Here is a 14,936-nt window from a genome sequence, read left to right as displayed (position 1 = left end):
GTTTTTTCGTTCTAACGCACCTCAACTGGAGTAAATGATGAGCCAAGTCACTGTACGTTCCGTGGTCTATCAGATTGATGGCCAGTCTTATGAAAGCCGCCTGGCGTTCGATGCCAGCCACAAGGGCCCGCTGCCGGGCCTGCTGATGGCGCCGAACTGGATGGGGGTGAGTGCGGGTGCCGAGGAAATCGCCAAGAGCGTGGCCAGCCAAGGCTACGTGGTACTGATCGCCGACCTGTACGGGCAAACCGTGCGCCCGACGAATGGCGATGAAGCCGGCGCTGCGATGATGCCGTTGAAGAACGATAACCCGGCGCTGCTCAAGCGCATGCAGGCGGCCTTTGAGCAACTGCAAAGCCAGACCGAAGCGGCCGTTGATACCTCGAAGCTGGCGACCTTCGGTTTCTGCTTTGGTGGTTTCTGCTCGCTGGAGCTGGCACGCACCGGTGCGCCGTTGAAGGCTGCTGTGTCGTTCCACGGCACGATCGACACACAAAACCCGGCAGGTGCCAAGCACGTCAAGGGTTCGGTGCTGGTGCTGCACGGCGCGTCCGATCCGTTGGTGCCGAAAGAGCAACTGCCGGCGTTTGAGCAAGAAATGAACGCCGCCGGTGTGGATTGGCAACTGCTGAGCTACGGCGGCGCGGTGCATTCCTTTACTGACCCGCACGCCAATGTGCCGGGCAAGATGATGTACGACGCGAAGACGGCCAAGCGTGCGTTCCAGTCGATGCATAACTTGCTGGATGAAGTGTTCAAGGGCTAAAGCTTTAGCGCCTGTTCCGGCCTCATCGCAGGCAAGCCAGCTCCCACACTTTGAACTGTGAAAACAGTCGACAGGTGGGAGCTGGCTTGCCTGCGATAGCTATCTGACAGGCAACTCGATTCTTTCTGACTCACCCGGCACCGTCGGCCAATCCCCGGCCGCCCAGCGCTGCCTGGCCTGTTCAATCACCGCCGGATCGCTCGCGACAAAATTCCAATTGATCCGCCGTGGCCCATCCAGCGGCGCGCCGCCGAACACCACCACGTGGCAATCGCTTTCGGCAAACAAGGTCATTTCCTGCCCGCTCGGCAATACCACCAGGCTATGCGCCTCCACTGCCTCACCGTCCAACTGCACCTCGCCGTCCAGCACATACACCGCGCGCTCCTCATGCTCATCCGGGATCAGCAGCGTCGTGGCCGTGTGCATCTGCACCTCGGCATATAACGTAGGCGACAGCACCGGCACCGGCGATTTAAGGCAGAAGCCCGCGCCTGCGATCAGGCGAATCTGCACGCCCAGGTTATCGCTCACCGGCAGGCTTGCCGCCGGGTGATGGCTGTAGTGGCCCGGCCCGGTTTCATGGTCCTTGGGCGAGGCCAGCCACACCTGCAGGCCGTGCAGGCTGAAACCACTGGCCTTGAGGGCTTCGGGCGTGCGCTCGACGTGGGCAATTGCGCTGCCGGCGGTCATCCAGCTGACGTCGCCGGCTTGCACTACCTGGTCCGAGCCCAGGCTGTCCTTGTGTTGCAGGGCGCCTTCGAACAGGTAGGTGAGGGTGGACAGCCCGATATGCGGGTGCTGGCGGATATTCATGCCGGTGCCGGGTGCATAGCGGGTCGACAACATATGGTCGAAAAACACAAAAGGCCCGACGCTGCGGCATTCGCGTGACGGCAGCGGTCGCAGGATCGGCTGGCCTTCGACGTCTTCGGCGCGCGGGCGGATCACGGTGAGGGTGGTCATGGGGCGTCCCTGTCTGAGCGGGTTAGGTGCTACTGAGCATAACCCGCTCGACGGGAGGTTGGGGCTACTGGCTGAAAGCGCCTTCGGACAGTTTGGTTTCGATGGTGACGTCGGCGGTGGTCATCAGCTTGTGTACCGGGCACTTATCGGCGACGCGATGCAGTTCATCGCGCTGCTCATCGCTGAGTACGCCCTTGAGCGTCAGCTTGACGTTGAGCTTGTACTTGCCTTTTTGCTCCTCTGAGCTGTCGTGGGTAACTTCCACGGTGACGCCGGTGAGCGGGATGTCTTTTTTCTGCGCGTAGAGCTTGACGGTCAGCGCCTTGCACGAGGCCAGGGCGGCGTCGAAATAATCGTGGGGCGAGGGCGCCGAATCATCACCGCCCAGGCTCTTGGGCAGGTCGGTGAACAGTTCGTGGTTGTTGATGTTCACGCTGTGGCGAAAGTTGTCGTGGTTAAGCGTATTGACGGTAACAGGCATGGCAAACCTCACGAGGACAGTAAAAGGTCATGCAGTTATAGAGCATGCTGGCACTTCAGTGTTCCGTGTTTTTTCCAATGGCTGCCCGCGCGATTGCCAAGCGCGTTGATATCGCGTTTTCGTCTTACGCAAACGCGACAAAGGGCCGATACCTTTCAGGAGACCTGCTGCAGGTGGATGCAGCGCATTCGGAAGGAATCCAGGCATGAGTATCCGTAGTTTGAATATCGCCCCGCGCGCAGGCTTAGGCTTTGGCGTGCTGGCATTGATGGTGTTTGCCCTGGGCGGCTTCGCCCTGCTGCAGATGGCCAATATGCGCCAGCAGTCCGATCAGGTGGAGAACAACTGGCTGCCCAGCGTGATGGCGGTGGGGGAGATGAGCCAGGACCTGTTGCGGGTGCGTGCCCTCACCCTGCGTTTGGTGGTCAACCGTGACCCGCAGGCGCTGGCGCAGAACGAACAGAAGCTCACCGACCTGAAAAACGGCCTGCACCATGCGCAGACGCTCTACGAAGGGTTGATCGTACTGCCCGAAGAGCGTGTGCTGTTTGATCGTTTCAAAAACCAGGAGCAGCAATACCTGCAACGTCAGGAGCAGGTGATGGCGTTTTCCAAGGCCAACCAGCTGGAGGATGCGGTCAGGATCGTCAATGGGGAGATGAATCAACTGGCCGATGAGATGGCCGCGACCCTGCACGACCTGGTCGCCTTGAACAAGGCCAGTGCCAACCAGGCCGCGAACCTCGCGCAGAGCGTGTTCACCCAATCGCGCACATGGGTGGTTGGCATGATAGTGCTCACAGCATTGATCACCATTGGCCTGGCGGTATGGCTGACCCGCAGCATCGTGCTGCCGTTGGCGCAGTCGCTGAAGGTTGCCCAGGGCGTGGCAGGCGGCGACCTCACTGGTGAGATCAACGTAACCGGCAACGATGAACCCGCGCGCTTGCAGCAGGCGCTCAAGGGCATGCAGGAGAACCTGCGCGACACCATTCGACGGATTGCCGAGTCTTCGAACCAATTGGCCTCGGCTTCTGAAGAACTCAGTTGTGTGACTGAAGATGCGACCCGTGGTTTGCACCAGCAGAACCAGGAAATTGAACAGGCGGCCACGGCGGTCAACCAGATGACCGCGGCGGTGGAGGAGGTGGCGAGCAATGCGGTGGCCACGTCACAGGCGTCCCGCGAGTCTGACCGCATTGCCCAGCGTGGGCGCGAGCAGGTGCATCAGACCGTGGTGTCGATTGAAGCGCTGGCCGATGACGTCACATCCAACGCGACCCAGGTTGAGGACTTGGCGCAGAAGGTCTATGGCATCAGCAAGGTGTTGGATGTGATTCGCTCGATTGCCGAGCAGACCAACTTGCTGGCGCTGAATGCCGCGATCGAAGCGGCGCGCGCGGGCGATGCCGGGCGTGGGTTTGCGGTGGTGGCCGATGAAGTGCGGGCACTGGCCCATCGCACGCAGCAGTCGACTCAGGAAATAGAATTGATGATAAGCGGGATTCAGCAAGGCACCGATCAAGCTGTCAGTTCGATGCAGCAGAGCAATACGCGGGCGCGCTCTACGTTGGATATCGCCAAGTCGGCGGGCACGGCGTTGGAGGAGATTGCGTCGGCCTTTACCTTGATCAACGAGCGCAACCTGGTGATTGCGAGTGCCTCGGAGCAGCAGGCAGCGGTGGCGCGGGAGGTGGATCGCAATTTGATGAATATTCGCGACCTGGCGCATCAGACGTCGACGGGCGCTAACCAGACCAGTGCGGCGAGCCAGGAGTTGTCGCGGTTGGCGGTGGACCTGAATACCATGGTGGCGCGGTTTTCGGTGTAGGGCTTGGGACCGAGGTGACGCTATCGCAGGCAAGCCAGCTCCCACATGTTGAATGGCGAACACCGCCATATGTGGGAGCTGGCTTGCCTGCGATGAAGGCGACTCGGTCTCATTCCATTGCCCACAAAAAAGCCCCGAACCAGTCGGGGCTTTTCCAGGTGATCAACCTGCGGGGCTTACTTGCCCTGCCAGCGTTTCAGTACCAGGGTGGCGTTGGTGCCACCGAAGCCGAAGCTGTTGCTCATCACGGTGTCGATTTTTGCGTTTTCAACGGTCTTGGTCAGGATCGGCATATCGGCGACGACCGGGTCGATCTCGTCGATGTTGGCCGAGCCGGCCATGAAGTTGCCTTCCATCATCAGCAGGCAGTAGATCGCTTCGTGAACGCCGGCGGCGCCCAGGGAGTGACCCGACAGGCTCTTGGTGGAGCTGATGGCCGGAGCCTTGTCACCGAATACCGCACGCACGCCTTCCATTTCCTTGGCATCGCCGACCGGAGTCGAAGTGCCGTGGGTGTTCAGGTAGTCGATTGGGGTGTCCACGGTGGACATGGCCATCTGCATGCAACGAATGGCACCTTCGCCGCTCGGCGCAACCATGTCGTAGCCGTCGGAAGTAGCGCCGTAGCCGACGATTTCCGCGTAGATTTTTGCACCACGGGCCAGAGCGTGTTCCAGTTCCTCGACCACCACCATGCCGCCACCGCCGGCGATGACGAAGCCGTCACGCTTGGCGTCGTAGGCGCGGGAGGCCTTTTCCGGGGTTTCGTTGTACTGGGTGGACAGCGCGCCCATGGCGTCGAACAGGAACGACTGGCTCCAATGTTCTTCTTCGCCGCCGCCGGCGAAAACGATGTCCTGCTTGCCCAGCTGGATCTGCTCGACCGCAGTACCGATGCAATGAGCACTGGTGGCGCAGGCAGAGGAGATCGAGTAGTTCACACCCTTGATCTGGAACGGGGTGGCCAGACAGGCCGAAACAGTGCTGCCCATGGTCCGCGTTACGCGGTACGGGCCAACGCGTTTCACGCCTTTTTCGCGCAGGATGTCCAGCGCTTCCATCTGGTTGAGGGTCGATGCGCCGCCGGAGCCGGCGATCAGGCCGGTGCGTACGTTCGAAACCTGGTCTTCGCTCAGGCCGGAATCGGCAATGGCGTCTTTCATGGCCAGGTAAGCGTAAGCGGCAGCGTGGCCGACGAAGCGATAGATCTTGCGATCAATCAGTTCTTCGAGGGGCAGGTCAATGGAGCCGGAAACCTGGCTACGCAGACCCATTTCGGCATATTCCGGGTTGAAGCGGATGCCAGGGCGACTTGCACGCAGGTTAGCGGTGACGGTCTCTTTGTCATTGCCCAGGCAAGAAACAATGCCCAGACCAGTGATAACGACGCGGCGCATGCGGATAACCCTTAAAAGTTGTCAGTGGAAGTGAATACGCCGACCCGAAGGCCTTCGGCAGTATAGATCTCGCGACCGTCGACAGTCACCGAACCGTCGGCGATAGCGAGGTTCAGCTTGCCCTTGAGGACGCGCTTGATTTGAATGTTGTAGGTGACTTTCTTGGCAGTCGGCAGGACCTGGCCAAAGAACTTCACTTCGCCCGAACCCAGGGCGCGGCCGCGACCTGGCAGGCCTTGCCAGCCCAGGTAGAAACCCACCAGTTGCCACATGGCATCAAGGCCCAGGCAGCCCGGCATCACAGGGTCGCCTTCGAAATGGCAGGCGAAGAACCACAGGTCAGGGGTGATATCCAGCTCGGCGACCAATTCACCTTTGCCGTACTTGCCACCCTCTTCGCTGATATGGGTGATGCGATCCACCATCAGCATGTTCGGGGCGGGCAGTTGCGCGTTACCTGGGCCGAACAGCTCACCGCGACTGCAGCGCAGCAGGTCTTCCCGAGTAAAGGCGTTTTGTTTGGTCATGCGAGCTCCTCAATAATCCCATGCGGCAGGGCAGGGTAAATCTTCCCGGACCGAATGAAGCGTTCATGCCTCATACCGGCAGCCTACACATAGACTATTGCGTTGTAGTGAAAGTCACAGCGTCAAGGTACTCAATGTACACTTGTTCACTGAAATTTTAAACCGAGCCTGTTTATCGGCCCGTTTGGGTGCCTAAGACTGCCGCACTTTCGTCTCTCGCGCCAGTCGCAGTTGGTTGATGGCGCGGCGCTATTGCACCCAGCGCTGCAGTATTTGCTGCAAATCCGTGCGTTTGAACGGCTTGGCCAGGTAATCGTTCATTCCGGCTGCCAGACAGGCTTCGCGATCGCCCTGCAAGGCGTTGGCCGTCAACGCGATAATCGGCAGGTCGGCGCAGCCGGGCAGTTGGCGAATCCGCCGGGTGGCTTCGTAGCCGTCGATCAGCGGCAGGCGGCAATCCATCAGGATCGCGGTAAAAATCAGGCTCTCGGCGCTGCGGATTGCCTCGGCGCCATCGGTGGCCAGGCTCACTTCAAAGCCCAGGCTGCGCAACATGGCCTCGACCACGGTGCGGTTGACCGGGTTGTCTTCCACCAGCAACACATGGCGGCCATCACCCGCGCTGGCCTTGCCCTCGGCGTCCAGGGCGATCGCCGGCAAGCTGTGCTGGTCGATGGCCAGTGGAATTTCCAGGGTAAATACCGAGCCACGGCCTTCCTGGCTTTGCGCGCGCAACGTGCCGCCCATTCGTTCGGCCAGCGTGCGAGCAATAGGCAGGCCCAGGCCGGTGCCGCCGTAACGTCTGGAAATGGAACTGTCAGCCTGCTGGAACGCATCGAACATCAGCTCCAGGCGTTCAGCGGAAATCCCGATGCCGCTGTCGCGCACCGTGCAGGTGAACCACACCAGTTCATGGTCGAGAGTTTGCCAATGGGGCTCGACGGTGACGCTGCCGTGCTCGGTGAATTTGAGCGCGTTACCGATCAGGTTCACCAGGATTTGGCGGATACGCGTCGGGTCACCCCTCACGCGCAAGGCGTCCATGCCCAGCGGAATCGGTAATTCCAGGCTCAGGCCACGTTGCTGTGCGCTGTGCTGGAAGGCCTGGGCGCAACTGTTGATCAGGTCCGCCAGGTTGAAGGCGATATGTTCCAGCTCCAGCGCGGCGCGTTCGATACGTGAGAAATCGAGGATGTCGTTGATGACTTTAAGCAGGTGCTCGGTGGACTCCGAGGCCAGCGCCGCGTACTCGGTCTGCTCCTCGGTCATCTCGGTGGTTTCCAGCAGTTGCAGCATACCCAGCACGCCGTTCATGGGCGTGCGCAACTCGTGGCTCATCATCGCCAGGAAGTCCGACTTGGCGTTGTTGGCCCGTTCGGCTTCTTCGCGGGTCTGGATCAACTGGGCCATGGCCTGGTGCTGTTCGCGGCTGGCCTGGTTAAGGCCTTCGGCGAGGTTGTTGATGTGCCGCGACAAGTCGCCCAGCTCCGAATCATCGACAATCGGCAGCGGTGTCTTGTAGTCGCCTTGCTGGATGGCTTTTACCGCGTGGCCCATGGCGCTGATCGGCTGCGACAGGCTCGCGGCCAGGCGTCGCGCGAGCAGGAAGGTAAACAGCAGGGCGAACAGTGCGAGGATGCCGGCCTTGAACAGAATCTCCTGCTGGCGCTGGCTGAAGGCGTCGTTGGACATGCCGACGATCACCCGGCCCAGGTAATCGGCACGCGGCGCCTTGGGTTCGTTGAGGTTGTCCTGGAAAAAGTCATTGCCCAGCTGGATATGCTGTAAGCGGATGGGCGCCTGGAACACTTTCACCGACAGCGAACGGTCGTGTTTTTCCGAAGGTTGTTCGACGTACACCAGGATGTTCTCAGTGCTGTCCTGAATCTCCAGGAAGCGCACATGCGGGGTGGCCAGCGTGGCACGCAGCAGGCTTTCGAGCACATCGTTGTTGCCGGAAATCACCCCGTACTCCGTGGCCGGGGCCAGTTGGTTGGCGATCAACTGGCCGGTGTGGTCGAGTTCCTGGCGCAGGTCCTGGATACGCACGAAGGTAAAGAAGCTGATCAACAGCAAGGTCAGCAACAGCGCCGGGCCCAGGGTGATGAGCTGGGTGCGGGTGTTGATGTCCCAACGACGGCGCAAGGTCATGGGCGTTTTTCTCCTTCGGCCAGGCGGGCGGCGACGGCGGTTTCGTCCACCTGTTCGATCCCCAGTGAGCGCGCGACCTGCGGGTTGCCCACGACTTTGAAGTGTTGCGGGTACAGGCTGCGTGGCCAGTTGGCTGGCGGATGATCCAGCAGCCGGTCGAGCACCGCCAGCCAGTCGGCCTGGTCGCTGTAGGTGCTGGCCAGGCTGCCGGCCTTGACGAACCCGGCGTTGGGCCCCACCAGCGGCAGTTGCTGGGCGTAGCTGCTGAGCAACAGGTTCTTCACGGTTTTCGGGTTGTACAACTGCGGGTCGTCGAGCCCGAGCAGCACGTCACTGTTCTTGAGCAGGTTTTGCAACGGGCGGCTGTCGTTAATGTTGTCCCAGCGTTGCGCCACGATTTCCAGGCCCATGGGCGCTGCATACTCGCGCAACTCCGGCAGCAGGAACTCACTGTCGCTGCCATAGAGCACACCGATGCGTTGGGCCTGCGGCAGGATGTTGGCGATCAGCTTGAGTTGGCGTGCCAGCGGCGGGTCGCTCCACAACAGGCTGATTTTTGCCGGGTGGGTGGTGCCCAGGCGCTGGCGTGCCTGTAAGCGGCTGATGCGCAACACCAGGGTCGGCGGTCCCTGGTCATCCTGCAGGCGCCAGTCGAGGCCGGGCAGGTCAAGCAGGATCAGGCGCGTGCCGGGCGGCAACTGGCTCGGCGCGGGCAAGTCTTTGAGCGGGACAAAGCTCACCTGGTCTTCGGGGCGTTGCTGGGCGAGGGCCTGGGTAAATGCCTGAACGCCGGCACCGTCTTCGGCGGCGGTCAACAGGATATCGGCGCTCCACGCCGGCGCGGTCAGCAACAGGCACACCAGCAGCAAGGCGCGGCGCCAGAGCCGAGAGATAAAGAAGGGGGTCATCCGTGACTGAGCGCCCATGTCAGAATTCCAGCTCCGCGCTGAAATACAGGACATGGCGACTGTCGTAGTTGTTATCGGCCCAGGTGGTGGGCTGGTTATCGAGGCGTTGTTGCAACATGCCGGCCAGCTCCACATTGGCTTTGCCCAGGGCAATGCGCTTGGCCACCCGCAGGTCGACCCGTTCGAAGCGATATTGGTTGAGCGCATCGTCGCCATAGTAGAACAGCGCACTGGACCAGCCGTGGCCCCACTCGCGCAGCCAACCGGCCGAGCCGCTGTTGCGCGCGGTTTGCGCCTTGTCCAGCGGGTTGCTGGAAGCGGCGTCGACGTAAGCATAGGTCAGGCGCAGACGGTCGGTATTGCTCATGCGCCAGTCGAACTGCGATTCGGCGCCGGTGAACCGTGCGCTGTTGGCGTTGCTGGCAATGTATTGGTTGTTGCGCAGCGGCGAGCTGATCATCTCGGTGATTTCGTCGTAGAACAGTTTCACGTCGACATTCAACCCGAAATCGGCAAAGAAGCCGTTGTAGCCCAGCTCTCGTGAACGCATCAACTCTTTATCGAGGTTGCCGGGGCCTCGCGTTACCACAAAATATTGCCCGGAGTTCTGCCCGTAGGTCGGGGAACTCAAATTGGTGACGCGGTAGCTCCAGTTGACGTTGTTCTCGAACATGTCCGGCGAGCGAATCGCCTCGGAGTACACCGCCCGCAAGCCGTGGCGCGGGTTGATCAGGTAGTTGACCGCCACCCGTGGCGTCAGCGAGTTGCCGCTCAGGTGGGTGTCTTCGTACATGGCGCCGCCTTGCAGCAGCCAGTGTTCGCTGGCGCGCCATTCCAGGTGGCCGAACAAGCGCCAGGTGGTGTCGTCTAGGGTGCCGTTGAAGTAGGTGTCGGAGTCGGCGCGGTCGTAACGGTAGTTCATGCCGCTGACCAGGCGCAGGCTATCGGACAGGCTCAGGGTGTCCTGAATCTCCAGGTCGTAGCGGCTTTCGCGGGTGCTTTGGTCGATGTCGCCGCACACGCTTTGGTTAGCGCCGTTGCGCCACTGGTCGAGCACCTGGTTGCCCAGCGTTTGTTCGGCGGCACTGCCGGGTGGTGCAACGCCCTGGCTGTAGGTGTCCATGTGCCGCGCCAACCGTTCGGCATAGTTGGGGTTCAACTGCCACAACTGCGTCAGTTCCGGGCTGAACGAGACCTTGGCGTCACAGGCTTTCCAGACCTGCTGGCGGTCCCATTGCTGGGCCGAGCCTTGAATGTACAGGCTGTGTTCGGGGTTGAAGTCGAAGTTCCAGCGCAACGACCCGGCATAGTCCTTGGCGACGGCATCGGAATTGGTGCCGCCTTCGGTAATCCCGGCGAACACCGGCAGGTAGGTATAAGGACGCTGGTTGGTGCCTTCCTTGGCGTCAAATTGCCAATCGAGACTCTGTTGCGCATTCAGGGTCTGGCTCACCGCCAGGCTGAAGCGGTTGAGGCGGCGGCCGTCACGACGGTCGGCACCGACGGCGTCGCTGTCAAAGCCATCGTCCTGCTGGCCGGACAAGGACAGGCGCAAGTCACCGGTTTCCCAGCCCACACCCTGGCTGGCGTAATAGTCGTTGATGCCGCGTTGGCCACGGATGACTTTAATCCGCGAGCCGTGGCTGTTGGCCGGTGAGCGCGTGAGGATATTGACCACCGCCATCAGTGCGTTGGCGCCGTAGCTGACGGTGTTGGGGCCACGGAACACCTCGATGCGCTCGATATCTTCCATGGCCACCGGGATGTCGCTCCAGTCCACGGTGGCCAGGCCCGCGCGGTACACCGAGCGCCCGTCGATCAACACCTGCATGCGTCGCGCGTCGCTGGCGCTGGTGCCGTGGTAGTTCACCGCCGCCTGGTTGCCGGTGGTGTAGCCGACCATCATCCCCGGCACCAGCCGCAGCAGTTCGGCGATGTCGCGTGCGCCGCTGGCCTTGATCAGCTCGCTGTCGATCACTGTCATGCTGCCGGGCACGGCCGCGGCCGATTGCTTGAGGCGTGTGGCGGTCAACACTTGCGGCAGTGGCTGGCTGTCGAGAAACAGGTCATCCGCCAGCGCAGCTGTGCTGCACAGCAATATCAGCAACAGAGATGAGCGAGGAGGATGGCCCAGATGCACGGTGCAGCCTTGATAATTACGGATAGCCGCCCATGTTAACTGAGGTGGGGCCATTTGCCAGTCGTGGGACTTGCAATTACTTCACACAAGTGTGGCATTTTCCGACAAGCGCACGAATTGACGCGGGGGCTGGCCGCAAGCGGGTCGCCCCGTATAATGCCGCCATCGCCATGTAAGGATTAACGGATTGCATATGACTGAACAGCGCCCTATTGCGGTCCTGGGAGGCGGAAGTTTTGGTACCGCCGTGGCTAACCTGCTGGCTGAGAACGGCCACGCGGTGCGCCAGTGGATGCGTGATCCCGAGCAGGCCGAGGCCATCCGCGTGCATCGGGAAAACCCCCGTTACCTTAAAGGCATCAAGATTCATCCGGCGGTGGAGCCGGTCACCGACCTGTTGGCCACGCTGACCGACTGTGACCTGTGCTTTGTCGCGCTGCCTTCCAGCGCCTTGCGCTCGGTGTTGGCGCCCCACGCTGAACGCCTGGCCGGCAAGCTGCTGGTCAGCCTGACCAAAGGCATTGAGGCGCAGACCTTCAAGCTGATGAGCGAAATCCTCGCCGAGATCGCCCCGCAGGCGCGCATCGGCGTGCTGTCCGGGCCGAACCTGGCACGGGAAGTCGCCGAGCACGCGCTGACCGCCACGGTGGTGGCCAGTGAAGACGAAGCACTGTGCGAACGTGTGCAGGCCGTGCTGCATGGCCGTACCTTCCGCGTCTACGCCAGTGGCGACCGCTTTGGCGTCGAGCTGGGCGGGGCGCTGAAAAACGTCTACGCGATCATCGCCGGCATGGCCGTGGCGCTGGGCATGGGCGAGAACACCAAAAGCATGCTGATCACCCGCGCGCTGGCGGAGATGACCCGCTTTGCCGTGAACCAGGGCGCCAACCCGATGACCTTCCTCGGGCTGGCCGGCGTAGGTGACTTGATCGTCACCTGCTCGTCGCCCAAAAGCCGCAACTATCAAGTCGGCTTCGCCCTCGGCCAGGGCCTGAGCCTGGAAGACGCGGTCACGCGCCTGGGCGAAGTCGCCGAAGGCGTCAACACCCTCAAGGTGTTGAAGGCCAAGGCCCAGGAAGTCGGTGTGTACATGCCGCTGGTCGCCGGCCTGCATGCGATCCTGTTTGAAGGGCGCACCTTGGACCAGGTGATCGAGGTGCTGATGCGCGCCGAGCCCAAGACTGACGTCGACTTCATTTCCACCAGCGGTTTCAACTGAGGAACGCGCACATGAACGATCCTAAAGACACCCCAAAATACGAGTCCATCCTGCTGCGCGTCCTGTGGATGCTGGTGTTTGCCCTGGTGTGGCAAGTGGCGCAGTTCCTGCTCGGTGCGCTGGTGGTGGTGCAGCTGATTTATCGCCTGATCTACGGCGCGCCGAACCTGGGCCTGATGAACTTTGGCGACAGCCTCAGCCAGTTCCTGGCGCAGATCGGCCGTTTCGGCAGCTTTCATACTGAACAGAAACCTTGGCCGTTTGCCGATTGGCCAACCCCACGCGCACCCGAAGGCGAAGCCGCCCACAGCGTGCCACCCGCGCCGCACCCGGCGCGTGATGAGGAGCCAAAGCTGTGAAGCTATGGATTTTGCGTCACGGTGAAGCCGAAGGGCATGCGCGCACCGACGCCGAGCGCAACCTCACCGAGCATGGCCGTGGTGAAGTGTTGCGCAGTGCTGCGCATCTGATTGGTCAGCCCATCAGTGCAATTATCGCCAGCCCTTATGTGCGGGCGCAGCAGACGGCGCAGTTGGTGCGTGGTGCACTGGGGTTCGAGCCGCAGGTGCGCACGGTGCCGTGGTTGACGCCTGAGGGCAACCCGCTGCAAGTGCTGGAAAAGCTCGACACCGATGACAACGTGCTGCTGGTCAGCCACCAACCCTTGGTGGGCAGCCTGATCAGCTTTTTGCAGCATGGTCACCAGCGCCAGCCAGAGCCGATGCACACCGCCAGCCTGGCGGAGCTGGAAGGCGATTTTCCGCTGGCAGGGCTGATGAGCCTGGTCAGTGTGAAGCATCCGTAGGAAAAGCAATCGCGACTTTGTGTGCTATATAGTCAACCAAGCAAGTGCTTGGTTGGCTATCATCGGATCACAAAGGAGCGCGTCCCATGCCTGTCGCTTTTCGTTTGCCGTTGCAGGTCTTCTTCGAACGTGAAGCGCGACACCCGCGCAAACCCTTTCTGGTGCAACCCATCGGCGGCGGCGAGGTGCAGACGCTCACCTGGGGCGATGTCGGCCATCAGGCCCGTTGCGCCGCGCATTGGCTGCGCGCCCGGGAATTGCCCCAAGGCTCGCACATTGCCCTGATCTCGAAAAACTGTGCGCACTGGATCATTGCCGACCTGGCGATCTGGATGGCCGGGCATGTGTCGGTGCCGTTGTACCCCAACCTCACGGCCGAGTCCGTCAACCATGTGCTTACGCATTCCGAGGCGGCGCTGGTGCTGATCGGCAAGCTGGATGACTGGCCTGCGATGGCGCCCGGCATCCCGGCCGGGTTGCCGACCATCAGCTTGCCGTTGTGCCCGGCCGGCGACTTTGATTTCAGCTGGGCAGACCTGCAAGCCAATGCGTCGATCCAGGACAACCCCGCGCCGGATGCCGCAAGCCTGGCAACCATCGTCTACACCTCCGGCACGACCGGCCTGCCCAAAGGCGTGATGCAAACCTTTGGCGCCCTTGGATTTGCGGCCACGCGCGGCACAGAGATATTTGGCTTGGGCGAGGGCGACCGGCTGCTGTCGTACTTGCCGCTGTGCCATGTGGCGGAGCGCATGTTTGTCGAGCTGGCCTCGATCTATACCGGGCAAACCGTGTTTTTCGCCGAAAACCTCGAGACTTTTCTGACCGACCTGCGCCGGGCGCGGCCCACAGCCTTGTTCGGCGTGCCGCGTATCTGGACCAAGTTCCAGATGGGCGTCTATGCCAAAATCCCGCAAAAACGCCTCGATACCTTGCTGAAACTGCCCTTTATCGGCAAACGTGTTGGGCACAAAGTGCTGGCCGGGCTGGGCCTGGATGCACTGCGCATCGCGCTGTCCGGCGCCGCCCCGGTGCCAGAAGCCTTGCTGCGCTGGTATCAACGCCTGGGCCTGGATGTGCTGGAGGTGTATGGCATGACCGAAAGCTGCGGCTATTCCCATGTGTGCCGCCCTGGCCAACAAACGCTGGGTTGGATCGGCCTGCCGTGCCCTGGCGTCGAAGTGCGCATCGACTTGACGGGTGAAGTGCAGGTGCGCAGTGGCGCGACCATGCTCGGCTACTTCAAGGACCCGCAGAAAACCGCCGAAACCCTCACTGACGATGGCTTCCTGCGCACGGGCGACAAGGGTGAGCAGGACGCCGCCGGCCGCCTGCGCCTGACCGGGCGCCTCAAGGAGATCTTCAAGACCAGCAAGGGCAAGTACGTGGCCCCGGCGCCGATCGAAAACCGCCTGGCTGAACATGCACGCATCGAACAGGTGTGTGTAGTCGGCGATGGCTTGCTGGCGCCGATGGGCTTATGCGTATTGTCGGCTGGCAGCCAGGACCGGCAGGCACTGCGCAGCAGCCTGGAACGCTGGCTGGAACAGGTCAACGGCGCATTGGACAAGCATGAACGCTTGCGCCAACTGGTGGTGGTCAAAGACAACTGGGCGGTGGAAAACGGCTTTTTGACGCCGACCTTAAAGATAAAACGCAACGTGATCGAGTCGACTTACGGTGCACAATTTTCGGCTTGGAGCGAACGCAGTGAGCCGATTGTGTGGCAGGATTAGGACCGTAAT

Annotated in this window: 13 protein-coding genes; 6 read left to right on the top strand and 7 right to left on the bottom strand. The window is 61.5% G+C overall.

The features are described 5' to 3' along the window. Positions 1 to 37: 37 nt before the first annotated feature. On the top strand, positions 38 to 766 hold the full coding sequence (locus AOA62_RS14745) for a dienelactone hydrolase family protein (protein WP_099549023.1): 729 nt from the start codon (positions 38 to 40) through the stop codon (positions 764 to 766). A gap of 99 nt (positions 767 to 865) precedes the next feature. Here the strand turns inward: AOA62_RS14745 and AOA62_RS14740 are convergent, their stop codons facing one another. After that, on the bottom strand, positions 866 to 1,732 hold the full coding sequence (locus tag AOA62_RS14740; protein WP_099549022.1) for a pirin family protein: 867 nt from the start codon (positions 1,730 to 1,732) through the stop codon (positions 866 to 868). A gap of 64 nt (positions 1,733 to 1,796) precedes the next feature. Beyond that, entirely contained in the window at positions 1,797 to 2,213 is a 417-nt protein-coding gene (locus tag AOA62_RS14735; protein WP_099549021.1) for an OsmC family protein, read from the bottom strand. A gap of 205 nt (positions 2,214 to 2,418) precedes the next feature. Here AOA62_RS14735 and AOA62_RS14730 point away from each other — a divergent pair, with 205 nt between their 5' ends. Next, positions 2,419 to 4,044 carry a methyl-accepting chemotaxis protein gene (locus tag AOA62_RS14730; protein ID WP_017134471.1) on the top strand — a complete coding sequence of 542 codons (1,626 nt, stop codon included), beginning with the start codon at positions 2,419 to 2,421 and terminating at the stop codon, positions 4,042 to 4,044. A gap of 176 nt (positions 4,045 to 4,220) precedes the next feature. Here AOA62_RS14730 and fabB read toward each other — a convergent pair whose 3' ends face one another. The 5 genes from fabB to AOA62_RS14705 all read right to left on the bottom strand — a co-directional run bounded on the left by fabB (position 4,221) and on the right by AOA62_RS14705 (position 11,167). Beyond that, positions 4,221 to 5,441 (bottom strand): beta-ketoacyl-ACP synthase I, encoded by a 1,221-nt coding sequence (gene fabB / locus AOA62_RS14725; protein WP_017134470.1) that lies wholly within the window; start codon positions 5,439 to 5,441, stop codon positions 4,221 to 4,223. Positions 5,442 to 5,452: 11 nt separating this feature from the next. Next, positions 5,453 to 5,968 (bottom strand): 3-hydroxyacyl-[acyl-carrier-protein] dehydratase FabA, encoded by a 516-nt coding sequence (gene fabA, locus AOA62_RS14720; protein WP_003210552.1) that lies wholly within the window; start codon positions 5,966 to 5,968, stop codon positions 5,453 to 5,455. A 249-nt stretch (positions 5,969 to 6,217) separates the two neighbouring features. Then, complete coding sequence (locus tag AOA62_RS14715) at positions 6,218 to 8,119, bottom strand: ATP-binding protein (protein ID WP_017134469.1); 1,902 nt, start codon at positions 8,117 to 8,119, stop codon at positions 6,218 to 6,220. Then, positions 8,116 to 9,045, bottom strand: coding sequence for an ABC transporter substrate-binding protein (locus AOA62_RS14710; protein WP_026013477.1), 930 nt, complete (start codon positions 9,043 to 9,045; stop codon positions 8,116 to 8,118). Before AOA62_RS14710 ends, AOA62_RS14715 begins: the two co-directional genes overlap by 4 nt. A gap of 1 nt (position 9,046) precedes the next feature. Then, positions 9,047 to 11,167, bottom strand: a complete 2,121-nt coding sequence (locus AOA62_RS14705; RefSeq protein WP_099549020.1) for a TonB-dependent siderophore receptor — start codon at positions 11,165 to 11,167, stop codon at positions 9,047 to 9,049. A 193-nt stretch (positions 11,168 to 11,360) separates the two neighbouring features. Between AOA62_RS14705 and AOA62_RS14700 the strand changes: the two genes are divergently transcribed. The 4 genes from AOA62_RS14700 to AOA62_RS14685 all read left to right on the top strand — a co-directional run bounded on the left by AOA62_RS14700 (position 11,361) and on the right by AOA62_RS14685 (position 14,927). Continuing rightward, complete coding sequence (locus tag AOA62_RS14700; RefSeq protein ID WP_099549019.1) at positions 11,361 to 12,386, top strand: NAD(P)H-dependent glycerol-3-phosphate dehydrogenase; 1,026 nt, start codon at positions 11,361 to 11,363, stop codon at positions 12,384 to 12,386. A gap of 11 nt (positions 12,387 to 12,397) precedes the next feature. Next, positions 12,398 to 12,745 (top strand): DUF4389 domain-containing protein, encoded by a 348-nt coding sequence (locus AOA62_RS14695; RefSeq protein WP_099549018.1) that lies wholly within the window; start codon positions 12,398 to 12,400, stop codon positions 12,743 to 12,745. Next, positions 12,742 to 13,191: a phosphohistidine phosphatase SixA gene (sixA, locus tag AOA62_RS14690; RefSeq protein WP_017134464.1), complete on the top strand. Its 450-nt coding sequence runs from the start codon at positions 12,742 to 12,744 to the stop codon at positions 13,189 to 13,191. Before AOA62_RS14695 ends, sixA begins: the two co-directional genes overlap by 4 nt. Before the next feature lie 86 nt (positions 13,192 to 13,277). Continuing rightward, entirely contained in the window at positions 13,278 to 14,927 is a 1,650-nt protein-coding gene (locus AOA62_RS14685; protein ID WP_099549017.1) for an AMP-binding protein, read from the top strand. The last annotated feature ends 9 nt before the right edge of the window (positions 14,928 to 14,936 follow it).

Origin of the sequence: Pseudomonas sp. 2995-3 (genome assembly GCF_002742565.1) — a bacterium.
In the GTDB taxonomy this organism is placed as follows: domain Bacteria; phylum Pseudomonadota; class Gammaproteobacteria; order Pseudomonadales; family Pseudomonadaceae; genus Aquipseudomonas; species Aquipseudomonas edaphica.
Note: the sequence above shows the minus strand (reverse complement) of the source record. Positions and strands in the feature narration are given on the sequence as shown.